We start from the raw sequence: 22,605 nt of genomic DNA, 5'->3' as shown, positions 1-22,605 counted from the left end.
GTTTCCTCTATTCTCCATTCAGGCAGCTCGCATATTGGCTGGACAGCTGTGAGAGGAATGTCACATAGCTATCTTTACCTGGGGTGATGTTCGTCCCGAGTGGATCCAGCGTGCCCGAACGCACTTTGGTCCCTCTGGCAACGGCTTCAATCACGGCCGGCCTGAATTGTGGCTCAGCAAAGACGCATGCGGCCTTCTGCTCAACCAACTGTGTTCGTATTTGATGTAAACGCTGCGCGCCAGGTTGGATCTCAGGATTCACGGTAAAATGACCTAATGGAGTCAGACCGTAGTGTTTTTCAAAGTATGTGTAAGCATCATGAAAAACGAAATATCCTTTACCTTTCACCGGGGCCAGCTGATTACCGATTTTCGCATCGGCAGACGACAATTCTGCTTCAAAGTGCTGCAGATTAGCGTCTAGTTTGTCCTTGCTTTGCGGCATAAGTTCCAATAATTTTGCATGGATTGCAACAGCAGTTTTCCTGGCGATTTCAGGAGACATCCACAGGTGCATATTATATTCCCCGTGGTGGTGGTGCTCGTGCTCTTCGGCACCGCCATGAGCATGCCCTTCATGCTCTTCCTCTTCGTCTTCCCCGCCCTTCAGCAGCAGCGCTTTTACACCCGGCAGGGTGTCCATTTCAACGTTCTTTTGTGCGGGAAGGGAAGCGGCCGATTTGGTCATAAAAGCTTCCATTTCTGGCCCGACCCATACCACTAAATCCGCGTCCTGCAAGCGTTTAATGTCTGATGGGCGCAGCGCGTAATCATGCTCTGAAGCACCGTCGGGCAGCAGGATTTCAACCGGGGTTACACCATCGGCAATGGCTGAGGCGATGAAGCCCACCGGCTTAACAGAGGCTACCACGGCGGCCTGGGCAGGAAGTGCAAGCGAAGCGGCGACACTCAGGCCAGCCAGCATTGAAAAGGCACGCGTTTTTTTATGTAACATAATGATTCAATCCATCGTGATTAGCTGATGGGTTGTGATATTATAACATCCGTAAACTTCTGCAACCAGTAATCGATATGTCCCCTTTGATAGCCCTTGATAAAATATCTGTGAGTTTTGGTCAGCGCCGCGTGCTGTCTGATGTTTCACTGACGCTGCAGCCCGGCCGCATTCTGACCCTGCTCGGGCCAAACGGTGCCGGTAAATCTTCGCTGGTGCGCGTGGTGCTGGGGCTGATTGCCCCTACCGCCGGTACTCTGACCCGCCCTGCCCAGCTGCGAATTGGCTACGTGCCGCAAAAAATTCATCTGGATGTCACCCTGCCGCTCACCGTCGATCGCTTTATGCGTCTGCGCCCCGGCGTGAAGCGCGCCGATATCCTGCCGGCGCTGAAGCGCGTGCAGGCCGCGCAGCTGCTGGAGTATCCGCTGCAGAAATTATCCGGCGGTGAGATGCAGCGCGTGCTGCTGGCGCGGGCACTGCTCAATCAGCCACAGCTGCTGGTGCTGGATGAGCCGACTCAGGGCGTCGATGTTAATGGCCAGGTCGCACTGTACGATCTGATTGACCAGCTGCGTCGCGAGCTGAACTGCGGCGTGCTGATGGTCTCCCACGATCTGCATCTGGTGATGGCGAAAACCGATGAGGTGCTGTGCCTCAATCACCATATCTGCTGCTCCGGAACGCCGGAGGCGGTGTCGCAACATCCGGAATTTATCTCGATGTTTGGCCCACGCGGTGCCGAGCAGCTGGCCATTTATCGCCATCATCACAACCATCGTCACGATCTTCAGGGACGCATTGTTTTACGTAGAGGGACCGGACGCAATGATTGAGCTGTTATTACCCGGCTGGCTGGCCGGCATTTTACTGGCGCTGGCGGCCGGTCCACTGGGGTCATTTGTGGTCTGGCGCCGCATGTCCTACTTCGGCGACACCCTGGCGCACGCTTCTCTGCTCGGCGTGGCATTTGGCCTGCTGCTCAACGTCAGCCCGTTTTATGCGGTGATCGCGGTGACCCTGCTGCTGTCGCTGGTGTTAGTGTGGCTGGAGCGCAGGCCGCATCTGGCCATTGATACCCTGCTCGGGATTATGGCGCACAGCGCGCTGTCGCTGGGGATGGTGGTGGTCAGCCTGATGTCAGACGTGCGCGTTGACCTGATGGCCTATCTGTTTGGCGACCTGCTGGCCGTCACGCCGCAGGATCTGTGGACGATTGCGGCGGGCGTGGCGGTGGTGATGCTGCTGCTGGGCTGGCAGTGGCGCGCGCTGCTGTCGATGACCATCAGCCCGGAGCTGGCGCAGGTGGATGGGGTGAATATTCAGCGTACCAAAATGATTCTGATGCTGATCACCGCGCTGACCATTGGCGTGGCCATGAAGTTTGTCGGGGCGCTGATCATCACCTCCCTGCTGATTATTCCTGCCGCCACCGCGCGCCGCTTTGCCCGTTCCCCGGAACAGATGGCGCTGCTGGCTATTGTGGTTGGCATGCTGGCCGTCACTGCCGGCCTGACCTTCTCGGCGTTTTATGACACGCCGGCAGGCCCGTCCGTGGTGCTGGGCGCTGCCGTGCTGTTTATGCTGAGTATGGTGAAGAAACCGGCAGTTTAGCATCCCTCGTAGGGGTCAGGCATGTCTGACCCTGGCTTGCTGGCAGCGGGCGAGGCATGCCTCGCCCCTACGGAGAAGCCGGGCGATCGATACCAAAATGCTTGTACGCATGCCCGGTGGCAATACGCCCGCGCGGCGTGCGCTGAATAAAGCCCTGCTGGATTAAAAATGGCTCCAGCACATCCTCAATGGTTTCGCGCTCTTCGCCAATCGCCGCCGCCAGGTTATCCAGCCCGACCGGGCCACCCATAAACTTATCAATAATCGCCAGCAGCAGTTTACGGTCCATATAGTCGAAACCTTCGGTATCGACGCTCAGCATATCCAGCGCTTTCGCGGCGACATCGCCACTCATCTCCCCGGCGGCACGCACTTCCGCGAAGTCACGCACGCGCCTGAGCAGGCGGTTGGCGATACGTGGCGTACCGCGGGCGCGGCGGGCGATCTCCAGCGCGCCATCATCGGTCAGCGGCAAACCGAGGCAGGCTGCGCTGCGCCCGACGATATGCTGCAGATCTTCCACGCGATAAAACTCCAGGCGCTGCACGATGCCAAAGCGGTCGCGCAGCGGCGAGGTGAGCGACCCGGCGCGCGTGGTAGCACCAATCAGGGTAAACGGCGGCAGGTCCAGCTTGATCGAGCGGGCACCCGCCCCTTCACCGATCATAATATCCAGCTGGTAATCTTCCATCGCCGGATACAGTACCTCCTCCACGACCGGTGAAAGGCGGTGGATCTCATCGATAAACAGCACGTCGTGAGGCTCAAGGTTGGTCAGCATAGCAGCCAGATCGCCCGCCTTCTCCAGAATCGGCCCGGAGGTGGTGCGCAGATTGACGCCCATCTCATTGGCGACAATGTTGGCCAGCGTGGTTTTACCGAGGCCCGGAGGACCGAAGATCAGCAGATGGTCGAGCGCATCACCGCGCATTTTGGCGGCTTTGATGAAGATCTCCATCTGCTCGCGCACCACAGGCTGGCCGACGTACTCGTCCAGCATCTTCGGACGGATCGCGCGGTCAATCACCTCTTCTTCTGTAATAACCCCGGCAGAGACCAGGCGATCGGCTTCAATCATGCTTTACCTCTAAATGGCTGCGCGCAGGGCTTCGCGAATTAACGTTTCGCAGTCGGCATCAGGTTTGCCCACTTTACTGATCATCCGGCTGGCTTCTGGCGGTTTATACCCCAGGGCGACCAGCGCAGCAACGGCTTCACTCTCGGCATCGTTACCCGTTTCCACCGGCATTTCGCTGGTCAGGGCAAACGGTGCATCGCTGGCGAACAGATCGCCGTGCATGCCTTTAAAGCGGTCTTTCATTTCAACCACCAGGCGCTCGGCGGTTTTCTTGCCCACGCCCGGCAGTTTCACCAGCACGGCGATCTCTTCACGCTCGACGGCAGTCACAAACTGCTGGGCCGACATCCCGGAGAGGATCGCCAGCGCCAGCTTCGGCCCGACGCCATTCACTTTCACCAGCTCGCGAAAAAGCGCACGCTCGGGCTTACTGTTAAAGCCGAACAGCAGCTGGGCATCTTCACGCACCACGAACTGGGTAAAGATGATCGCTTCTTGATTGAGTTCGGGAAGCTCATAAAAACAGGTCATCGGCATTTGCACCTCATAACCCACGCCGCTGGCCTCAATTAACACCACGGGCGGCTGTTTTTCCAGGATAATGCCTCTCAGACGACCTATCACATTCGCTTCCTTCCGATAACTTTAAGTGGGGAGTTTATAGCATAAAAAAGGCTGGATGAATATCCAGCCTGCCGGGAATTTCGGGATGAAAGCTAACTCAGGCGGCCGCGTGCAAGGGTCAGTTTGCCTTCGCCAATACGCGTGACGTTCTGGCTCAGATGGCAGTGGGTGATGGCAATGGCCAGCGCATCCGCCGCATCCGCCTGCGGGTTAGCAGGAAGTTTAAGCAAGGTGCGCACCATGTGCTGCACCTGGCTCTTTTCCGCACCGCCCGTGCCTGCCACGGTCAGCTTGACCTGACGCGCCGCGTATTCGAACACCGGCAGGTCCTGATTAACCGCCGCGACGATCGCCGCCCCGCGTGCCTGGCCGAGCTTCAGCGCCGAGTCCGCGTTCTTGGCCATAAATACCTGCTCGATAGCAAAATATTCTGGCTGGAACTGCGTGATAATTTCACTGACGCCCGCGTAGATCAGCTTCAGGCGGGTCGGCAGATCGGCCACGCTGGTGCGGATACAGCCGCTGCCCAGATAGGTTAACTGCCGCCCGACCTGGCGGATCACTCCGTAGCCGGTAATGCGCGAACCCGGGTCAATACCAAGAATGATCGCCATTACGCGCTCCTGCGGTGCGATGGAGCCGCTATCAAAGCGTTTCCGCCACCTCGTCAGAAATTTCACCGTTATGGTAAACTTCCTGCACGTCGTCACAATCTTCCAGCATGTCGATCAGACGCAGCAGTTTTGGCGCGGTTTCCGCATCCATATCCGCTTTGGTCGATGGGATCATGGTGACTTCCGCGCTTTCCGCTGGCAGACCTGCCGCTTCCAGAGCATCCTTCACCGCGCCCATGTTTTCCCACGGGGTGAACACGTCAATCGCGCCATCGTCATAGGTCACCACGTCATCAGCGCCGGCTTCCAGCGCCGCATCCATCACCGTATCTTCATCCAGGCCAGGTGCGTAAGAGATCACCCCTTTTTTAGTGAACAGATAGGCAACCGACCCGTCAGTCCCCAGGTTACCGCCGGTTTTGGTGAAGGCATGACGCACTTCAGACACGGTACGGTTACGGTTATCAGACAGGCACTCGATCATCACGGCGGTGCCGCCCGGGCCGTAGCCTTCATAAATGATGGTTTCCATATTGGTATCATCATCGCCGCCCACGCCGCGTGCAATCGCACGGTTCATGGTGTCACGCGTCATGTTGTTGGACAGCGCTTTATCCATCGCCGCACGCAGGCGCGGGTTAGAGCTGGCATCACCGCCGCCCAGTTTGGCAGCCGTCACCAGCTCACGGATGATTTTGGTAAAGATTTTACCGCGCTTGGAATCCTGTGCAGCCTTGCGGTGCTTGGTATTTGCCCATTTACTGTGTCCCGCCATTTCCTATTAGTCTCCAAATTGGCACCGGACAGGCTATCTTGCTGGCGATGACGCCTGACCGTTTGGCTAAGTTCAAAAGATTAAACCAAAGTTAAACTACGAATTCTTCAATTGCCTGGCGATTACTCCAGGACTTGGTGAGCGCGGCGGCGGCCGGGGCGTCCAGCCACTGATAGGCCAGATGCTCGCTCAGCGTTATGTCGCACTCCGCCGTCAGCGCCAGAGTAAACCAGTGTTCCCGGTTATGGGTGGTGCCCGGCGCATAGCGGTGGAGGAAGTGCGGAAAGATTTCGAATTCTATATGACGCTGGCAGTCCACTAATGTGAGCTGCTCCGCGCAAATATCAATTCCCGTCTCTTCCAGCACCTCGCGCTGCGCGGTCCGTGCGGGGCTCTCCCCTGCTTCCTGGCTGCCGGTGACCGACTGCCAGAAATCCACATCATCGCGCCGCTGCAACATCAGCACCCGCCCCGTATTGGCGGCGTAAATCACCACCAGCACTGATACCGGATGCTTGAAGGCCATTATTCGTTCTCTAATGGCTGGTCTTTGACCTTTTTAATCACCTCAATACCCAACTCAGCCAGGGAAGCCGGGTTGGCGAAACTTGGCGCTTCGGTCATCAGACAGGCCGCAGCGGTCGTTTTCGGGAAGGCGATAACATCACGGATGTTTTCCGTGCCGGTCAGCAGCATCACCAGGCGGTCAAGGCCAAAGGCCAGGCCAGCGTGCGGCGGCGTACCGAACTTCAGAGCATCCAGCAGGAAGCCAAACTTCTCGCGCTGCTCGTGCTCAGCAATACCCAGAATGCCGAATACGGTCTGCTGCATCTGGCCATTGTGGATACGCACAGAACCGCCGCCCACTTCATAACCGTTGATCACCATATCGTAGGCATTGGCAATCGCCGTTTCCGGCGCGCTGTTCAGCTCGGCTGGTGACATATCTTTCGGCGCGGTGAACGGGTGGTGCATCGCCGTCAGGCCGCCTTCGCCATTGTCTTCAAACATCGGGAAGTCGATCACCCACAGCGGTTTCCATGCGGCTTCGTCGGTGATTTTCAGGTCACGTCCCAGCTTCAGGCGCAGTGCACCCAGCGCATCGGCCACCACTTTGGCACTGTCAGCGCCGAAGAAGATCATATCGCCATCGGCGGCAGCGGTGCGCGCCAGAATAGCTTCAACAATTTCCGCGCTCAGGAATTTAGCCACCGGGCTAGTGATCCCTTCCAGGCCTTTCGCACGCTCGTTCACCTTGATATACGCCAGGCCACGGGCACCGTAGATTTCAATGAATTTGCCGTAATCGTCAATCTGCTTGCGGCTAAGCTGCGCGCCACCCGGCACGCGCAGTGCGGCAACGCGTCCTTTAGCATCGTTCGCCGGGCCGGAGAAGACTTTAAACTCTACGTCTTTCAGCAGGTCAGCAACGTCCACCAGCTCCATCGGGTTACGCAGGTCCGGCTTATCAGAGCCGTAACGGCGCATCGCCTCGGCAAAGGTCATCTGCGGGAAGTCGCCGAGATCGACAGACTTCACGTCGAGCCACAGCTCGCGCACCAGACGTTCCATAATTTCACGCACCTGTGGCGCCGTCATAAACGAGGTTTCAACATCGATCTGGGTAAATTCTGGCTGGCGATCGGCGCGCAGGTCTTCATCACGGAAGCATTTGACGATCTGATAGTAGCGGTCAAACCCGGACATCATCAGCAGCTGTTTGAACAGCTGTGGCGACTGCGGCAGCGCATAGAATTTGCCTTTGTGCACGCGGCTTGGCACCAGATAGTCACGGGCACCTTCCGGCGTAGCCTTAGTCAGCATCGGGGTTTCGATATCGAGGAAACCGTGCTCATCCATAAAGCGGCGCACAAAGCTGGTGATTTTGGCACGCGCTTTCAGGCGGTTGGCCATATCCGGGCGGCGCAGGTCGAGGTAGCGATATTTCAGACGCGCTTCTTCGCTGTTCGCCATGTTGGAGTCCAACGGCAGCGGCTCAGAGCGGTTGATGATGGTCAGGTCGGTGGCAAACACCTCGATCTCACCGGTCGCCATATCACTGTTTTTGTTTTTCTCATCACGCGCACGCACGGTGCCGGTGATCTGAATGCAGAACTCATTACGCAGCTCAGAAGCCAGCTTGAAAGCTTCCTGACGGTCCGGGTCAAAGAACACCTGCACGATGCCTTCACGGTCGCGCATATCAATAAAGATCAGGCTGCCGAGGTCGCGGCGGCGATTAACCCAACCGCACAGTGTTACCTGCTGGCCTACATGAGACAGGTTGATCTGTCCACAATACTCAGTACGCATAACGATATCCTTTTAACTACAGCGCTGCGGGTGCAGCATTTTTAATCAATACCCTGCTCTGAGAAGCGCTGCTGCCGCGAAAAATGGCGGCCATTATAATGGAAAACGCCTCACAGGATAAGTGCTGTCATCAGTGCAACAGCGCAGAAAAAACGCGAGCAGCATTCCAGTCCCTTCAAGCGGTCAATAAAGCAACTGGCGGCGTGGCTCTGCCAGCGCTAGTGTCGCTGCTCAGTACCCGGAAATGAACGCAGCACAGGGAACGTATGATGAGAATACAAGGCAGCAAAATGACACCTACGCCGCGGTGTCGGCATCACTATTTACTTAACGTCCACAAGAGTGACTGGCTCAGAAGTGAATACCACGTTGAGTTCCTAGCTGACTACGGGCTGATGCTGGCTGACTGGTACAGCCCTGAGCAGCTCCGCACCGCCTGGATGGTTAATTTTTTTGACCGGCAGGCGCTGTATGCCCTGCATCCACGCGCGCGTTATGACACTTATAGCGCGATGCACTACAGCCGGGAAGAGCTTGAAGCCCTGTTCATCCAGGGGATTGGCTCTGTGATGCGCAATTTTGCGCATCGCGGGCAGTGCAGCATCCTTTTCTGGCTGTCCGCCCGCCCTGCTCTGGGCCGTTATTACAATTATCTGTTGAAAAAACAATCAGTGGAGTTAGACTACCGCTACCGCATGGATATTCAAAGGGAGGCAGGAATCTATGTTATTGAAACAGGAAAGTACCACAGAGCGCAGGAGCCTGAGCAAAGCCGAACAGGCCGAGCGAAATCGCCGTATTTATCAGGAGCGGTGGCAATCCTTACGCGAAGAGCTCCAGCGTTACGGCACGCTGGGTGAGCCGCAGGAAACCCTTTTTGACATCGAAGTTTAGCCCGCAACGACCTGAGTCTCTGTCATGGGGAACAATGATTCCCCATGTAGCTATTCGCAGGCTAAGAAATACCCGCTAACAAATCTCCCCAGCTTTATCGCCATAATTTGTCGCGCAAATAGCCGGTTCCTTTGTATTCTCGCTGTTTTTCACCTGCTGAACCGGAGAAAGTCATGTTTAAACTGAACCCAAAAACCACTGCCCTGGTATTGATCGACCTGCAGGATGGCATCCTGCCTTTCGGTAATGCCCCGCACGCTGCCAGCGATGTGGTCGCGCGTTCTGCCAAACTGGCCGCAAAATTCCGTGCCGTCAATGCACCGGTAGTGCTGGTGCGCGTGGGCTGGTCGGCTGATTTCGCCGAAGCGCTGAAGCAGCCGGTGGACGCTGAGCATGCGGGCGGCGCGCTGCCGGAAAACTGGTGGACTTACCCACAGGCGCTTAACGTGCAGGCCAGCGATCTGGAAGTGACCAAACGCCAGTGGGGCGCATTTTACGGCACCGACCTGGAGCTTCAACTGCGTCGCCGCGGCATCGACACGATTGTTCTGGGCGGCATTGCCACCAACATCGGTGTGGAATCTACCGCGCGTAACGCCTGGGAGCTGGGCTTCAACCTGGTGATTGCGGAAGATATCTGCAGCACGGCGACGGCAGAGCAGCACCAGGCCAGCTTCGAGTGGATTTTCCCGCGCATTGCCCGCGTTCGCCAGTCTGAAGAGGTGATCGCCGCACTGTAATCCGCGTGGCGCGGACCGGAGGGAACCGGTCCTTTTCTCCCTTGCACACCATCATCCCCCCGCGTTACAGTCGCCCGCAGTCAACACTCACAGGAAACGTGATGAAGCCGTTTTATCTCGGCCTGCCGCAGTGGCAGCACCCACAATGGAAGAAACTGGGGATGAGCACCCTGGAGGATTATGCCCGCTACTTTAACTGCGTTGAGGGCAACACCACGCTCTATGCCCTGCCGCGCCCGGAAGTGGTGCAGCGCTGGCGGGCGATGACCCATGATGATTTCCGCTTCTGTTTTAAATTTCCGGCCACCATCAGCCACCAGGCGGCGCTGCGCCAGTGCAGCGATCTGTGTAACGAGTTTTTCTCGCTGCTGGTGCCGCTGGCCGATCGTCTTGGGCAGTATTGGCTGCAGCTCCCTTCCGCCTTTTCCCCGGCCGACCTGCCCGTGCTCTGGGGCTTTCTCGATAGCCTCCCCGCGCAGTTTCGCTACGGGGTTGAAGTGCGCCACACGGAGTTTTTTGCCAAAGGGGAAGCGGAGCGCGCCCTGAACCGCGGCCTGCACCAGCGCCGGGTTAACCGGGTCATTCTTGATACGCGAGGCGTACACAGCGCCGTGCCTTCTACTGCCGAAATTATCGAAGCCCAGCGCAAGAAGCCAAAGCTACCGGTCCATGCGCTGATGACGGCAGATGCCCCGATGATTCGCTTCATCGGCGGGGACGACCCGGCTGCTAATCTCGGCTGGTTTAACGCCTGGCTGGAACGCCTGCCGCAGTGGTACGATGCGGGCCAGCCGTGGCTGTTTATTCATACCCCGGACGTGGGCTTTGCCCCGGAACTGGTGCGTTATCTGTGGCCTGCTCTCCAGCAGGCATTGCCGCAGGTAGGGGATGCTCCCGACTGGCCACGGCAGGAGTTACTGTTCTGATAGCGACAGAGAGCGGTTTGTCCGCTACCCTGTCGCACAAGAAATTTCTTACAACATGGAGTGAGAGATGGTCAGTGCTCTCTACGTAGTTCTTGGCGCGATTTTTATTATTAAATTTTCTCTGGATGTGGTGAAGCTGCGGCGTCAGTACCGGGTCTCCATTGGCGATGGCGGCGTCTCTGATTTACAGCTTGCCATCCGGGTGCACGGCAATGCGGTAGAAAATATTCCGATTGCCGTGATGCTGCTGGTGATGATGGAGATGAACGGCGCTGACATGGTCCTGCTGCATCTGCTCGGCGTGCTGTTTTTCCTCGGTCGCCTGATGCACTTTCACGGCTTACGCAGCCGGACCCTGCTGTGGCGCCGCAATGGCATGATCCTCACGCTGCTCTCCCTGTTTGGCATGGTTGTCACCAATCTGGTGTTCCTGCCGTGGGACCTGGTTTTCACCCTGCATTAATCCGCAGACTGGCAGCTGGCAGAAAAGGTGCAGCCCGCGCCGCTTTCTGCCAGAATATGCCCTTTCCGTTAGCCTCTCCGGACTTACCATTATGTCTAACCGCGATACGCTGTTTTCCGCGCCAATTGCCAAACTTGGCGACTGGACGTTTGACGAGCGCGTGGCTGAAGTCTTTCCCGATATGATTCAGCGCTCCGTGCCCGGCTATTCCAACATTATTTCAATGATTGGCATGTTAGCCGAGCGTTTTGTACAGCCGGACTCAACCGTCTATGATCTTGGCTGTTCACTGGGCGCCGCTACCCTATCGGTACGCCGCAACATCAAAGCCGCAGGCTGCAATATTATCGCCGTGGATAACTCCCCGGCGATGGTCGAGCGCTGCCGCCGCCATATTGACGCCTTCCGTGCCGACACGCCGGTAGAGGTCATTGAAGCCGATATCCGCCAGATCCCGATTAAAAATGCTTCGATGGTGGTGCTCAACTTCACGCTGCAGTTTCTTGAACCGCAGGAGCGCCAGCAGCTGCTGAATACCATTTATCAGGGCCTGAAGCCCGGTGGCGCGCTGGTGCTGTCTGAGAAATTCAGCTTTGCCGATGCCGATGTGGGTGAACTGCTGTTTAACATGCACCACGACTTCAAACGCGCTAACGGCTATAGCGAGCTGGAGATCAGCCAGAAGCGCAGCATGCTGGAAAACGTGATGCTGACCGACAGCGTGGAAACCCACAAATCGCGCCTGCACAGCGCCGGTTTCGAACATGCCGAGCTGTGGTTCCAGTGCTTTAACTTTGGATCTTTAATTGCTTTAAAAGCGGGTCAAGCCTGATGGATTTCGGAAACTTTTACCAACTGATTGCCAAAAGCCCGCTGTCACACTGGCTGGAAACGCTGCCGGGGCAGATCGCCGCCTGGCAGCGCGAGTCGCTGCACGGCCACTTCAAGAACTGGGACCGCTCCGTCGAGCACCTGCCGGATCTCACCCCGGAAACCCTCGACCTGCTGCACGGCGTCAGCGCCGACAGTGCCCATCTGACCGCCCGCCAGCGTGACGGTATTGAGAAATTGCTGCGCAATCTGATGCCGTGGCGCAAAGGGCCCTTCTCGCTGTATGGCGTCAATATCGATACCGAATGGCGCTCCGACTGGAAATGGGAGCGCGTCCTGCCACATATCTCTTCCCTGGCCGGGCGCACCGTGCTGGATGTCGGCTGCGGCAGCGGCTACCACATGTGGCGCATGCTGGGCGCAGGTGCCAGGCTGGTGGTGGGCATCGACCCGATGCAGCTGTTCCTGTGCCAGTTCGAAGCCGTGCGCAAGCTGCTGGGTAACGATCAGCGCGCCCACCTGCTGCCGCTCGGCATTGAGCAACTGCCGGAGCTGAAGGCATTCGACACGGTGTTTTCCATGGGCGTGCTGTACCATCGCCGCTCACCGCTGGATCACCTGTTCCAGTTGAAAAACCAGCTGGTTTCCGGCGGAGAACTGGTGCTGGAGACGTTAGTAGTGGAAGGCGACGACCAGCAGGTGCTGGTGCCGGGCGAACGCTACGCACAAATGCGCAACGTCTACTTTATCCCCTCTACCGGGGCGTTAAAAAACTGGCTGGAAAAGTGTGGTTTCGTCGATGTGAAGATTGCGGACTACTCCGTGACCAGCACCGAGGAACAGCGCCGGACCGACTGGATGACCAGCGAATCCCTCGCCGAGTTCCTCGACCCGAACGACCCGGGCAAAACGGTAGAAGGCTATCCGGCCCCGCTGCGTGCGGTGCTGGTCGCCACTAAGCCCTGAATCAGGGTACAAGTGGCGCGAGCCTGACATCTGCGTAGGGGACGGGCATGCCCGTCCCGTTCTCATTCCCAATACTCAAATCGGTAGGCAGCGGTAATATTGCGCCGCACTATACCACTGGGAAAAACTTCCATCTCGCGCGAGTAGCTCAGGGTACAGTTACCGCGATCGTCCCACAGCTGGCACTCGTCGACGCTGGTCATACTGCTGAGCGGATTGTCGGATTTGGTCGTCAGGCTCAGCTCGCGCTCCTGCTTATCGTAACGCCACTGCATGGTGCTACGTTCCGATTTTGAAGAGAGCAGCTGATTGTTATTATTCCAGCGGTAGTCGAAAGCCCCGTTGCTATTTTGGTCTGAGCCGCGCGACACGCTGCGCACCAGGCGCTGTTTGTCGTCGAAGCGATTAGTGGTTTCCGTAAAACCTTCCTCACCCTGCAGCAAAAATTTATCGGTTGAACTGGTGATGCTGCCGCGCTTACCGGTGTGATAGTCGATGGTGCCCTGCTTATGGTTGACCTCAACCGGCTGGCCGTCCTTTAGCTGAAACACCACCAGATCATAGCCCGAGCGCCAGCCCTGCCCGACGCGCTCGATATTCTGTACCAGCTTGATCTGCATATTCCCTTCCTGCTTCTCATAGCTGATATCGGCGCGCAGCAGTGCTCCGCAGCGGTCAAACTGGCCGAGCATGCGCTTTTGCTGGTCGACATCTTTGCCAAACTCCCCCACCACAAACTGTTTGACGGGGCCTTTTGCCGTGCCGCCCAGCATCATCAGGCTGTTGTTATTGTTCACCTGCTGAGAGCCGGGTGCGCAGGCTGCTGCGGCATATCCCGCCGGGGCCACCAGTAAAGTCATCAGCGCCGTTAACGTACAAGCGAAAATCTTCATCAAGGCTCTCATCACGGGTTATGGATAGAGTGAGTGTAAAAGTTTTTTGCGTAATCCGGCATCATCTGCGTGCGTTGAGAACAAAAAAAACCCCAACAAAGGGGTTGGGGTCTGGTACTTGCAAACATCACGTCAGAGTGCGGCGTGCTGCGCGGCAAAATCGGCTGCTGTCTCAGGCCACTCTTTCGGGAGCGCCAAACGACATTACGCTTTTCATTGCCGCTACCACGTCGCCATCAACGCAGCTGCGGCTGAATTCATCTATTTCTGTTTCGGAACACATCGACACGCCGGCTTTGCGGTAACGCATCGGGGAAGAGACTCGCTGACTGGCCGAGCTGTGAAGCTCAGTCAGACCGGCATCAATAAATTTTTGCAGGTTGCTCAGGCGCACGCCGGCACCCGCCATAATAATCGGACCGCAGGTCATGCGGCTAAGTTCCCTTAACAGCGGTAATCCGCTTTCTGCACTCTGCTGCTGGCCTGAAGTCAGAATGCGCGCCACGCCGAGATCCGTCAACTGTTCCAGCGCGCTGCGTGGGTTGTGGCACAGGTCGAACGCCCGATGGAAGGTCACGCTCATGCCCTCACACAGCCGCATGACCTGCTGCATGCGCGCCAGATCGATATGCCCGTCTTCATCCAGCAGGCCGATCACCAGCCCGGGGAAGCCGCGATCGCGGATAAAAGCGATGTCCGACTTCATCAACTCAAATTCAATCTCGCTGTAGCAGAAGTCGCCGCCGCGCGGGCGTACGATCGGGTGAACCGGAATCGATACGCGCTGGCGTGCGGCAATCAATGCCCCTGCTGACGGAGTCAGTCCCCCTTCGCCGGGGGCTGCGCACAGCTCAATCCGGTCGGCTCCCGCCCGTTCTGCCGTCACTGCGCACTCCACCCCGTAGCAGCATATTTCCAGTTTTCGCATCCTATCCTCCGGTTAATCACTGCTGGCTGTTTGTTTATGTATACTCTGATGATTAGTCTGAACTTATCTTGCACTGGTACTTATTTTAACGGGAAACATGATCATGGCATTCAGTTTTGACCAACGGATAGACCGCCGTCACAGCGATAGCCTGAAATGGCGAAAATATGGTGACCGGGATATCCTTCCGCTGTGGGTAGCGGATACGGATTTTCGCTCTGCCGACTGCATTATCGACGCGTTACAGCAGCGGGTGGCTCACGGAATATTCGGTTATGGCTTCCCGCAGGAAGAGCTGATTGACGTGATTATCGCGCGTATGAGCAGCCGCTATGGCTGGCAAATCCAGCCGGAATGGTTAGTGTTTCTTCCCGGCGTAGTGACCGGGCTTAATCTATGCGTGCGTGCCTTTACCGAAGCCCATCAGGGCACCGTGGCCCCCACCCCAATCTATCCGCCGTTTCGTTCCGCGGCTTCGCTCGCCGCCAGAGATCAGATCAATGCCCCGCTGGTGCTGCAAGAGCAGCGCTGGGTGGTGGATTTTGACGCGCTGGACGCGCAGCTGACCGGCAACGAGAAGCTGCTGATGCTGTGCAACCCACAAAACCCCGGCGGCACCGTCTATCGCCGCGCTGAGCTGGAAGCCCAGCTGCGGTTTGCCCAGCGCCACGACCTGCTGGTCTGTTCGGATGAAATCCACTGTGACCTGCTGCTGGAACCGGGGATAGAGCATATTCCGTTCGCCAGCCTGAGCGAAGACGCCGCGCAGCGCTCAGTAACCCTGCTGTCGCCGTCAAAAAGCTTCAATATCGCCGGGCTGGGCGCATCGCTGGCCATTATCCCCAACCGTGAACTGCGTGAACGTTTTAATCAGCAGCGCAAAGGCATTGTGCCGGACGTCGACGTGCTGGCGCTGGTCGCGGCCACCGCGGCCTGGCGCGACGGTCAGCCGTGGCTGGAGGCGCAGCTGGCGTATCTGCGCAGCAACCGCGATGCGCTGGTGCAGCACGTTAACACACTGCCGGGCCTGAGCATGGTCGCGCCGGAAGGCAGTTACCTCGGCTGGATTGACGCCAGCCAGCTCAACGTAGCCAGCCCGGCGCTGTTTTTTGAAAAACACGGGCTGGGTTTCTCGGCCGGGCGCGACTTCGGCGATGACAAGTTTGTGCGCTTCAACTTTGGCTGTCAGCGCGACCTGTTAAACGAAGCCCTGCGCCGCATGACGCTGGCGCTGGCTATCGGTCGCTAAGCTTCGCGTTCGCTCTCCACAATCTCCTTCAGGCTCCACGGATGGAACTTGATGGTCACCTGGCCATCAGTCACCGCCAGCGTCGGGTTGGGCAGCCGCTCACCTTCCCCCTGCGGCGCGCTGCTTTTCACTGAAATGCCCTGTTGGATCAAGCCTTCATCGGCCATCAGCGCCAGCGCACGCGTCCCCAGCGTGTCGGCATCGCCGCGCAGCACCACTTCGATATGCTCCCACCCCTCGTGGCGATAGAACCGCTGACCGGGCCACGGTAGTTCAATGATGCTTATCGGCCACGGCCCCACCTGTAACGGTTGCGTTAATTCGAATAATGCAATTGGCCTGCCCGCAATCTGCTTCTCGGAAAACAGCGTCCCCAGACGTAAAAGGCCCGCTTTCCAACGCTCTGCGGTGGTGTTCTGATTGCACCTCAGCGCTATGTGGTCAACTTCCAGTGCGGCGAGATCGAGCCCCAGACGCTGCGCCAGATGGTAAAGAGAGTGTAAAAAACGGGGTAAATCATTAGCCAGATCGTTTAATCCTGCTGCTTCAAAGCGCTCAGACATCACTGTTTCCTTCATTTACTGTAGCCAGGCTTACCTTTCATACTTAAGGCAACCTGAATTGCGTACCATCTCAATCAATAGAAATTTATCGCTTTAAGGCAATTATTCCTACAATTCGACTGTTTATCCGGCTTTTCATCCAGCTTCAGCTGGTTTAGTACCAGCTTTTCTTTTAGAAAATAGCCTTTAACTTTCTGTTTTAGTTTAGTTAAATTTATACAATGCGACAATTCCTAAATCCAAAGGGGTGGATTGTAGGCTATTCTGCTTTCTTATAGATTTGTCCCGACCATCACACAAGGAAAAGCTCTATGCTTATGTTATTGCTTGTCGCCGTGCTGATCGCGATGATGGGGTTTGCTCTGGTACGCCACTGGAAGGTACAGAACGGAAAAAATACTGTCGCTAGCCCGCACCGCCCCCATCGCCGTCGTTAATATCTTTTTTTTGTGGATGACAGCCTCACAGCACTGTTTTCCCCACCTGCTCTGCACAAGTTATCCAGGAACGCAGGTTCCTGGATAACTTGTTATCAAATGCAGTATACTTTTCCCCTTCTTTTTTAGCGCTGCCATTCCCGGTCATTTTCCCGGCGGGCGGCGTCGTGACAACGGCCAGCGCGCAAGCGTTGACCTTTCAGCAAATTAAGGTAACTCGGTGAATATTCAGGCCCTTCTCTCAGATAAAGTCAGTCAGGCGATGATCGCAGTGGGTGCTCCGGCTAATTGTGAGCCTCAGGTGCGCCAGTCGGCTAAAGCACAGTTTGGTGATTACCAGGCCAACGGCATGATGGCCGTGGCTAAATCGCTGGGCATGCCGCCGCGACAGCTGGCAGAAAAGGTTCTGGAGCAGCTGGACCTCACCGGAATTGCGCAGAAAGTGGAGATTGCCGGTCCGGGCTTCATTAATATCTTCCTTGACCCGGCATGGGTTGCCAGCCAGATCGACAACGTGCTGGCGGCACCGAAGCTCGGCGTGGCGGATGTCACTCCGCAGACCGTGGTGATCGACTACTCTGCCCCTAACGTCGCTAAAGAGATGCACGTGGGTCACGTTCGCTCCACCATCATTGGTGACGCCGCCGCGCGCACGCTGGAGTTTCTCGGCCATAACGTGATCCGCGCCAACCACGTCGGCGACTGGGGCACCCAGTTCGGCATGCTGATCGCCTTCCTCGAAAAGCAGCAGAACGAGAACCACGAAGAGATCGCGCTGGCCGATCTCGAAGTGTTCTACCGCGAAGCCAAGCGCACCTACGATGAAGATCCGGCCTTTGCCGAGCGCGCGCGTAGCTACGTGGTAAAACTGCAGGGCGGTGACGAATACTGCCGCAAGATGTGGAAACGCCTGGTTGACATCACCATGTCGCAGAACCAGAAAATTTATGACCGCATGAACGTTACCCTGACGCGCAATGACGTGATGGGTGAAAGCCTGTACAACGACATGCTGCCAGGCATTGTCGCCGATCTGAAAGCCAAAGGGCTGGCGGTTGAAAGCGAAGGCGCCACCGTGGTGTTCCTCGACGAGTACAAAAATAAAGATGGCGAGCCGATGGGTGTGATCATCCAGAAAAAGGATGGCGGCTATCTTTACACCACCACCGATATCGCCTGCGCCAAATATCGTTACGAGACGCTGAAAGCCGATCGCGTGCTCTATTACATCGACTCACGCCAGCACCAGCATCTGATGCAGGCGTGGACCATCGTGCGTAAAGCCGGTTATATCCCGGATTCACTGCCGCTGGAGCACCATATGTTCGGCATGATGCTGGGCAAAGACGGTAAGCCATTTAAAACCCGCGCGGGCGGCACCATTAAGCTCTCCGACCTGCTGGATGAAGCGGTTGACCGCGCCACCAAGCTGATTGGTGAGAAGAACCCGGATATGCCAGCGGACGAGCTGCAGCAGCTGGCGGAGATCGTCGGGATCGGCGCGGTGAAATACGCAGATCTGTCAAAAAGCCGTACCACTGACTACATCTTTGACTGGGACAATATGCTGGCGTTCGAAGGCAACACCGCGCCGTATATGCAGTATGCCTATACCCGCGTGCTATCGGTGTTCCGTAAAGCCGGGATTGATGAACACGGCATCAGCGGCGAAACGCGCATCAGCGAAGAGCGCGAAGCGGCCCTGGCCGTGCGTTTGCTGCAGTTTGAAGAGGTGATTACTCAGGTTGCGCGCGACGGGATGCCGCATGTGATGTGTGCTTACCTGTACGATTTGGCGGGCCTGTTCTCCGGTTTCTACGAGCACTGCCCGATCCTGAATGCCGAAGATGACGCCACTAGGCAGAGCCGTCTGCGCCTGGCGCTGTTGACCGCCAAAACCCTGAAGCAGGGTCTGGATACGCTGGGCATTCAGACGGTAGAACGGATGTAACACTTGTAGGGGTCGACCCTTTTTTTCGGTCGACCCGTGCCCGCATTCCGGGTCGACCGGAAAAGAAGGTCGAACCCTACTGGTAATTCACCATCACTTCATTACTCACCACGCGCACTACAGGAAATACCCGCCCTTTCCCTTCTACATGATAAATAAAGCGTAATGTTTCCCCTGCCGCCACGTTGCTTAAGCCACGCGTTGACCCGCTGCCGCCCTCAATAGGCACGCAGCGATTTTCCGCACAGAGCCTGACCTGCAAACCCGCCGGAGCCGGCGTGCTCAGCACGTAACGCCAGGCGACCTCGGTCATTGCGCCGCTCACCGCTTCAGACGGTGCCAGCGGGCGCGACGACGCCTGCACGCCGCGATTCTGCAGGCCCGGGCCGGTGGCGCTGGCATGCCAGGCACCGCCCGCCGCCAGGCTGATGCCCGGCAGCAGCAGTAACAGCCATAACGCCCTCATTAATGCCCCCCGATGGTGGAAGTCATGCGGATATTGCGGTTGTCGGTGAGCTCCATATTGGAGATCACCATCAGCTGCGGCAGCGTGCGGCGCAGGAAGCGGGCCAGCAGCGCACGCAGCGGATGATTGACCAGCAGCACCGGCGGCGCCCCCAGCCCTTCCTGATGCTGCAACGCGCTCTGCGCCTGCGCCAGCAGGCGGTCAGCCAGACCCGGCTCCAGCCCACCGCCGCCCTGCAACGCCTGTAACAGCAGACGTTCCAGCGTTGAGTCCAGCCCGATAACCTGCACTTCGCCATTGCCCGGGAACCACTGCTGGGTGATGGCGCGGCCCAGCGCCACGCGCACCACCGAGGTCAGCTCCTGCGGATCGGTCTGCACCGCAGCGTGTTCCGCCAGGGTTTCAATAATGGTGCGCATATCGCGGATCGACACGCGCTCGGCCAGCAGGTTCTGCAGCACTTTATGCAGTGTAGTCAGGGTGATCACGCCCGGGATCAGATCCTCAGTCAGCTTCGGCATCTCCTGAGTCACGCGGTCCAGCAGCTGCTGCGCCTCCTGACGGCCAAACAGTTCGCTGGCGTACTGGCCAATCAGATGGTTGAGGTGAGTTGCCACCACGGTGCTGGCCTCCACCACGGTAAAGCCCTGTATCTGCGCCTGCTCTTTCAGCGCGCTATCAATCCAGATCGCCGCCAGGCCAAAGGCCGGGTCGACGGTGGCTTCACCCGGTAATGTTCCGGCAGCCGTGCCCGGGTTAATCGCCATCCAGCGGCCGGGATACGCATCCCCGCTGCCAATTTCAACGCCCTTCATCAGAATGCGGTAGCGCGCCGGCGTCAGATCCATGTTGTCACGGATATGCACCACCGGCGGCAGGAAGCCCATCTCCTGGGCGAATTTCTTACGGATACTGCGGATGCGTCCGAGCAGCTCGCCGTCCTGCGCGCTGTCGACCATCGGGATCAGGCGGTAGCCCACTTCCATCCCCAGCGAATCTTCCAGCTGCACGTCGCCCCAGGTGGCTTCGACCGAGGCCGCGCTCTCCTGCGGGGCTTTGGCCATCTGCGGCGTCGCGGCGGCTTTAGGCTGCATCTCTTTACCGCGGATCCACCAGGCCAGCCCCAGCAGCGCGGCGGTAAACAGCAGGAACACCAGGTTTGGCATACCCGGCACCAGGCCAAGCAGGCCGAGCACCCCGGCGCTCAGCATCATGACGCGCGGGTTGTTGAACAGCTGGCCGACCATCTGCTCGCCCACGTCCTGATCGGTGCCCACGCGCGTCACTATCACACCGGCGGCGGTGGAGATCACCAGCGCCGGGATCTGTGCGACCAGGCCGTCACCGATGGTCAGCAGGGTATAGGTTTCCGCCGCATGTCCGGCATCCATCCCGTGCTGCACCACCCCAACCAGCAGGCCGCCGATCACGTTGATCACCATAATCATGATCCCCGCCACCGCATCGCCGCGCACGAACTTACTGGCACCGTCCATCGAACCGTAAAAATCGGCTTCCTGCGTCACATCAGAACGGCGCTTTTTGGCTTCCTCTTCGCCGATCAGTCCGGCATTGAGGTCAGCGTCAATCGCCATCTGCTTACCCGGCATCCCGTCGAGCACAAAGCGCGCGCCCACTTCGGCAATACGCCCGGCACCCTTGGTAATGACCATAAAGTTGATGATGACCAGGATGATAAACACCACGATACCGATGGCGAAGTTACCGCCCACCAGGAAGTGACCAAAGGCTTCCACCACCTGTCCGGCAGCCGCCGCCCCGGTGTGGCCTTCCATCAGAATAATACGCGTGGAGGCCACGTTGAGCGCCAGGCGTAATAAGGTGGAGAACAGCAGAATGGTCGGGAAAGCGGCGAACTCCAGCGTTTTCTGGGTGAACATCGCCACCAGCAACACCATAATCGACAGCGCGATGTTGAAGGTAAACAGCAGGTCAAGGATGAACGGCGGCAGCGGCAGCACCATCATCGACAGGATAAGCAGGATCAGTATTGGCCCGGCCAACACCTTCCACTGCGTATCTTTCATGTTGGCAGGTAACCGTAATTTAGCGGCCAGATTAGACATCAGGTTTTTCTTCTCCAGCAAAGTCCAGCGCTTCCGGCACCGGTAATTTAACAGGTCGTTTTGGGATCAGCCCCCCTTCCACTTTCCAGCGGCGGAGTTGCCATACCCAGGCGAGAACTTCTGCCACGGCGGCGTACAGCTGCCCCGGGATATGCTGGCCAATTTCACTGTGGCGATACAGCGCACGCGCCAGCGGCGGGGCTTCGAGGATCGGGATACGATTCTCTTTCGCCAGCTCACGAATGCGCAGAGCAATATCCCCTGCGCCCTTCGCCAGCACCTTTGGCGCACTCATTTTCTTCTCGTCGTACTGCAACGCGACCGAATAGTGGGTCGGGTTAGTCACAATCACGTCCGCCTTCGGCACATCGGCCATCATGCGGCGGCGGGCGGCGGCACGCATTTGCTGGCGGATACGCCCCTTCACGTGCGGGTCACCTTCCTGCTGCTTGTACTCATCGCGAATGTCCTGACGCGACATGCGTAAATTCTTGAAGTAGCTGTACAGCTGGAAGAACACGTCGAAACCCACCATCGGCGACAGCCCGAGCACCACCAGAATGCTGCACATCGCAATCATGTTCAGCGCCCCGGCCAGCGCGGTCACCGGCGACTCACTCACCAGGCGCAGCATCTCCGCCCAGTGGTGCCAGATATATAGCCCGGTAACGATGCCAACCAGCATGGCCTTAAGCACTGCTTTCAGCAGCTCCGCCGCCGACTGGGCGGAGACCAGCTTCGCCAGCCCTTTGATCGGGTTCATCTTGCCGGGGTCGAACTTAATTGATTTTCCGCTGAAGACCAGGCCACCGAGCAGCATCGGCGCGGCGATTGCCACCACCACCAGGCCAAACATCATCGGCAAGATAGCCATCACCGCCTGCATCAGCAGGTTGGCAATCTGGCGCAGCATCTGGCTGGTGTCACTGACCACCGAGTGGTTAAACACCAGACCATCCGCCACCAGCGCACCGAGTTTGCGCCCCATCCATTCACCGCCAGCCCAGAGAATACTTAGCCCGGCCACCAGCATCAGGATCGACGTCAGCTCACGCGATCGCGGAATCTGCCCATCTTCTCGGGCTTTTTCCAATCGGTGAGCCGTAGCGGACTCTGTTTTTTCCTCATCGCTATCCTGAGACACAGCGGCGAACCTTCAGTACGGATTGACTGAGGCTAGAATGCCAAATTCGCGCAGGGGTAATGCCACGAGTAAACGTGTAATTAGGGGGTTATTT

The 22,605-nt window shown here is 57.7% G+C and carries 23 protein-coding genes; 10 read left to right on the top strand and 13 right to left on the bottom strand.

What is annotated here, in order from left to right; translation table 11 throughout:
* Nucleotides 1-7: 7 nt before the first annotated feature.
* Nucleotides 8-955 (bottom strand): zinc ABC transporter substrate-binding protein ZnuA, encoded by a 948-nt coding sequence (znuA, locus tag ID864_RS02325; protein WP_048915828.1) that lies wholly within the window; start codon nucleotides 953-955, stop codon nucleotides 8-10.
* Between the two features lie 77 nt (nucleotides 956-1,032).
* Between znuA and znuC the strand changes: the two genes are divergently transcribed.
* Together znuC and znuB are read left to right on the top strand one after the other, a co-directional pair.
* Nucleotides 1,033-1,791: a zinc ABC transporter ATP-binding protein ZnuC gene (gene znuC / locus ID864_RS02320; protein WP_191149349.1), complete on the top strand. Its 759-nt coding sequence runs from the start codon at nucleotides 1,033-1,035 to the stop codon at nucleotides 1,789-1,791.
* The gene (znuB, locus tag ID864_RS02315) at nucleotides 1,784-2,569 is read left to right on the top strand and encodes a zinc ABC transporter permease subunit ZnuB (RefSeq protein WP_187497920.1); all 786 of its coding nucleotides are present in this window, start codon (nucleotides 1,784-1,786) and stop codon (nucleotides 2,567-2,569) included. The genes znuC and znuB overlap by 8 nt, the downstream gene beginning before the upstream one ends.
* Nucleotides 2,570-2,636: 67 nt before the next feature.
* On the opposite strand, the gene ruvB is transcribed toward znuB, so the two are convergent.
* From ruvB to aspS, 6 genes are all read right to left on the bottom strand, one after another.
* Nucleotides 2,637-3,647, bottom strand: coding sequence for a Holliday junction branch migration DNA helicase RuvB (gene ruvB, locus ID864_RS02310; protein WP_048915825.1), 1,011 nt, complete (start codon nucleotides 3,645-3,647; stop codon nucleotides 2,637-2,639).
* A gap of 9 nt (nucleotides 3,648-3,656) precedes the next feature.
* Nucleotides 3,657-4,271 carry a Holliday junction branch migration protein RuvA gene (gene ruvA, locus ID864_RS02305; RefSeq protein WP_048915824.1) on the bottom strand — a complete coding sequence of 205 codons (615 nt, stop codon included), beginning with the start codon at nucleotides 4,269-4,271 and terminating at the stop codon, nucleotides 3,657-3,659.
* A 92-nt stretch (nucleotides 4,272-4,363) separates the two neighbouring features.
* A complete protein-coding gene (gene ruvC, locus ID864_RS02300; RefSeq protein ID WP_048915823.1) occupies nucleotides 4,364-4,885 on the bottom strand; it encodes a crossover junction endodeoxyribonuclease RuvC in 522 nt (173 codons plus the stop codon).
* 31 nt (nucleotides 4,886-4,916) lie between these two features.
* Entirely contained in the window at nucleotides 4,917-5,660 is a 744-nt protein-coding gene (locus ID864_RS02295) for a YebC/PmpR family DNA-binding transcriptional regulator (protein WP_048915822.1), read from the bottom strand.
* 91 nt (nucleotides 5,661-5,751) lie between these two features.
* Entirely contained in the window at nucleotides 5,752-6,186 is a 435-nt protein-coding gene (gene nudB, locus ID864_RS02290; RefSeq protein WP_048915821.1) for a dihydroneopterin triphosphate diphosphatase, read from the bottom strand.
* Nucleotides 6,186-7,973 carry an aspartate--tRNA ligase gene (gene aspS, locus ID864_RS02285; protein ID WP_048915820.1) on the bottom strand — a complete coding sequence of 596 codons (1,788 nt, stop codon included), beginning with the start codon at nucleotides 7,971-7,973 and terminating at the stop codon, nucleotides 6,186-6,188. The genes nudB and aspS overlap by 1 nt, the downstream gene beginning before the upstream one ends.
* Nucleotides 7,974-8,239: 266 nt before the next feature.
* Here aspS and ID864_RS02280 point away from each other — a divergent pair, with 266 nt between their 5' ends.
* From ID864_RS02280 to cmoB, 6 genes are all read left to right on the top strand, one after another.
* Nucleotides 8,240-8,833 (top strand): hypothetical protein, encoded by a 594-nt coding sequence (locus tag ID864_RS02280; RefSeq protein WP_191149348.1) that lies wholly within the window; start codon nucleotides 8,240-8,242, stop codon nucleotides 8,831-8,833.
* 207 nt (nucleotides 8,834-9,040) lie between these two features.
* Complete coding sequence (locus ID864_RS02275; protein ID WP_048915818.1) at nucleotides 9,041-9,607, top strand: hydrolase; 567 nt, start codon at nucleotides 9,041-9,043, stop codon at nucleotides 9,605-9,607.
* 101 nt (nucleotides 9,608-9,708) lie between these two features.
* Nucleotides 9,709-10,533 (top strand): DUF72 domain-containing protein, encoded by an 825-nt coding sequence (locus ID864_RS02270; protein ID WP_191149347.1) that lies wholly within the window; start codon nucleotides 9,709-9,711, stop codon nucleotides 10,531-10,533.
* 67 nt (nucleotides 10,534-10,600) lie between these two features.
* Entirely contained in the window at nucleotides 10,601-10,996 is a 396-nt protein-coding gene (locus ID864_RS02265; RefSeq protein WP_048915816.1) for an MAPEG family protein, read from the top strand.
* A 91-nt stretch (nucleotides 10,997-11,087) separates the two neighbouring features.
* Nucleotides 11,088-11,828: a carboxy-S-adenosyl-L-methionine synthase CmoA gene (cmoA, locus tag ID864_RS02260; RefSeq protein ID WP_048915815.1), complete on the top strand. Its 741-nt coding sequence runs from the start codon at nucleotides 11,088-11,090 to the stop codon at nucleotides 11,826-11,828.
* Nucleotides 11,825-12,793, top strand: coding sequence for a tRNA 5-methoxyuridine(34)/uridine 5-oxyacetic acid(34) synthase CmoB (gene cmoB / locus ID864_RS02255; protein WP_048915814.1), 969 nt, complete (start codon nucleotides 11,825-11,827; stop codon nucleotides 12,791-12,793). Before cmoA ends, cmoB begins: the two co-directional genes overlap by 4 nt.
* A 62-nt stretch (nucleotides 12,794-12,855) precedes the next feature.
* Here cmoB and ID864_RS02250 read toward each other — a convergent pair whose 3' ends face one another.
* Both ID864_RS02250 and cutC read right to left on the bottom strand, forming a co-directional pair.
* The gene (locus ID864_RS02250) at nucleotides 12,856-13,686 is read right to left on the bottom strand and encodes a hypothetical protein (RefSeq protein WP_191149346.1); all 831 of its coding nucleotides are present in this window, start codon (nucleotides 13,684-13,686) and stop codon (nucleotides 12,856-12,858) included.
* 172 nt (nucleotides 13,687-13,858) lie between these two features.
* Nucleotides 13,859-14,614, bottom strand: coding sequence for a copper homeostasis protein CutC (cutC, locus tag ID864_RS02245; RefSeq protein ID WP_099753934.1), 756 nt, complete (start codon nucleotides 14,612-14,614; stop codon nucleotides 13,859-13,861).
* A gap of 103 nt (nucleotides 14,615-14,717) precedes the next feature.
* Between cutC and ID864_RS02240 the strand changes: the two genes are divergently transcribed.
* A complete protein-coding gene (locus tag ID864_RS02240) occupies nucleotides 14,718-15,863 on the top strand; it encodes a MalY/PatB family protein (protein WP_191149345.1) in 1,146 nt (381 codons plus the stop codon).
* On the opposite strand, the gene ID864_RS02235 is transcribed toward ID864_RS02240, so the two are convergent.
* Nucleotides 15,860-16,426 carry a VOC family protein gene (locus ID864_RS02235; protein WP_191149344.1) on the bottom strand — a complete coding sequence of 189 codons (567 nt, stop codon included), beginning with the start codon at nucleotides 16,424-16,426 and terminating at the stop codon, nucleotides 15,860-15,862. The genes ID864_RS02240 and ID864_RS02235 overlap by 4 nt on opposite strands.
* Nucleotides 16,427-17,083: 657 nt before the next feature.
* Here ID864_RS02235 and argS point away from each other — a divergent pair.
* Nucleotides 17,084-18,814 (top strand): arginine--tRNA ligase, encoded by a 1,731-nt coding sequence (gene argS / locus ID864_RS02230; RefSeq protein WP_191149343.1) that lies wholly within the window; start codon nucleotides 17,084-17,086, stop codon nucleotides 18,812-18,814.
* A gap of 76 nt (nucleotides 18,815-18,890) precedes the next feature.
* On the opposite strand, the gene flhE is transcribed toward argS, so the two are convergent.
* From flhE to flhB, 3 genes are read right to left on the bottom strand one after another with little or no spacing between them, the layout of a single operon-like run.
* Nucleotides 18,891-19,280 carry a flagellar protein FlhE gene (gene flhE, locus ID864_RS02225; protein WP_048915809.1) on the bottom strand — a complete coding sequence of 130 codons (390 nt, stop codon included), beginning with the start codon at nucleotides 19,278-19,280 and terminating at the stop codon, nucleotides 18,891-18,893.
* Nucleotides 19,280-21,367: a flagellar biosynthesis protein FlhA gene (flhA, locus tag ID864_RS02220; RefSeq protein ID WP_048915808.1), complete on the bottom strand. Its 2,088-nt coding sequence runs from the start codon at nucleotides 21,365-21,367 to the stop codon at nucleotides 19,280-19,282. Before flhA ends, flhE begins: the two co-directional genes overlap by 1 nt.
* The gene (gene flhB / locus ID864_RS02215) at nucleotides 21,360-22,511 is read right to left on the bottom strand and encodes a flagellar biosynthesis protein FlhB (protein WP_048915807.1); all 1,152 of its coding nucleotides are present in this window, start codon (nucleotides 22,509-22,511) and stop codon (nucleotides 21,360-21,362) included. Before flhB ends, flhA begins: the two co-directional genes overlap by 8 nt.
* Nucleotides 22,512-22,605 lie beyond the last annotated feature (94 nt).

Origin of the sequence: Erwinia aphidicola, assembly GCF_014773485.1 — a bacterium.
GTDB classification, from domain to species: Bacteria; Pseudomonadota; Gammaproteobacteria; order Enterobacterales; family Enterobacteriaceae; genus Erwinia; species Erwinia aphidicola.
The sequence above is the reverse complement of the archived record's forward strand: the minus strand, read 5'-3'. Positions and strand labels throughout refer to the sequence as shown.

Excerpts from the sequence above, each read along its gene's own strand:
- ID864_RS02235 (WP_191149344.1), bottom strand. The coding sequence starts at position 16,426 with ATGTCTGAGCGCTTTGAAGCAGCAGGATTAAACGATCTGGCTAATGAT.
- ID864_RS02280 (WP_191149348.1), top strand. The coding sequence starts at position 8,240 with ATGATGAGAATACAAGGCAGCAAAATGACACCTACGCCGCGGTGTCGG.
- cmoA (WP_048915815.1), top strand. The coding sequence starts at position 11,088 with ATGTCTAACCGCGATACGCTGTTTTCCGCGCCAATTGCCAAACTTGGC.
- znuC (WP_191149349.1), top strand. The coding sequence starts at position 1,033 with ATGTCCCCTTTGATAGCCCTTGATAAAATATCTGTGAGTTTTGGTCAG.
- ruvB (WP_048915825.1), bottom strand. The coding sequence starts at position 3,647 with ATGATTGAAGCCGATCGCCTGGTCTCTGCCGGGGTTATTACAGAAGAA.
- flhE (WP_048915809.1), bottom strand. The coding sequence starts at position 19,280 with ATGAGGGCGTTATGGCTGTTACTGCTGCTGCCGGGCATCAGCCTGGCG.
- flhA (WP_048915808.1), bottom strand. The coding sequence starts at position 21,367 with ATGTCTAATCTGGCCGCTAAATTACGGTTACCTGCCAACATGAAAGAT.
- cutC (WP_099753934.1), bottom strand. The coding sequence starts at position 14,614 with ATGCGAAAACTGGAAATATGCTGCTACGGGGTGGAGTGCGCAGTGACG.
- ID864_RS02240 (WP_191149345.1), top strand. The coding sequence starts at position 14,718 with ATGGCATTCAGTTTTGACCAACGGATAGACCGCCGTCACAGCGATAGC.
- ruvC (WP_048915823.1), bottom strand. The coding sequence starts at position 4,885 with ATGGCGATCATTCTTGGTATTGACCCGGGTTCGCGCATTACCGGCTAC.
- znuA (WP_048915828.1), bottom strand. The coding sequence starts at position 955 with ATGTTACATAAAAAAACGCGTGCCTTTTCAATGCTGGCTGGCCTGAGT.
- ID864_RS02250 (WP_191149346.1), bottom strand. The coding sequence starts at position 13,686 with ATGAAGATTTTCGCTTGTACGTTAACGGCGCTGATGACTTTACTGGTG.
- ID864_RS02275 (WP_048915818.1), top strand. The coding sequence starts at position 9,041 with ATGTTTAAACTGAACCCAAAAACCACTGCCCTGGTATTGATCGACCTG.
- nudB (WP_048915821.1), bottom strand. The coding sequence starts at position 6,186 with ATGGCCTTCAAGCATCCGGTATCAGTGCTGGTGGTGATTTACGCCGCC.
- ID864_RS02295 (WP_048915822.1), bottom strand. The coding sequence starts at position 5,660 with ATGGCGGGACACAGTAAATGGGCAAATACCAAGCACCGCAAGGCTGCA.
- ID864_RS02265 (WP_048915816.1), top strand. The coding sequence starts at position 10,601 with ATGGTCAGTGCTCTCTACGTAGTTCTTGGCGCGATTTTTATTATTAAA.
- aspS (WP_048915820.1), bottom strand. The coding sequence starts at position 7,973 with ATGCGTACTGAGTATTGTGGACAGATCAACCTGTCTCATGTAGGCCAG.
- znuB (WP_187497920.1), top strand. The coding sequence starts at position 1,784 with ATGATTGAGCTGTTATTACCCGGCTGGCTGGCCGGCATTTTACTGGCG.
- ID864_RS02270 (WP_191149347.1), top strand. The coding sequence starts at position 9,709 with ATGAAGCCGTTTTATCTCGGCCTGCCGCAGTGGCAGCACCCACAATGG.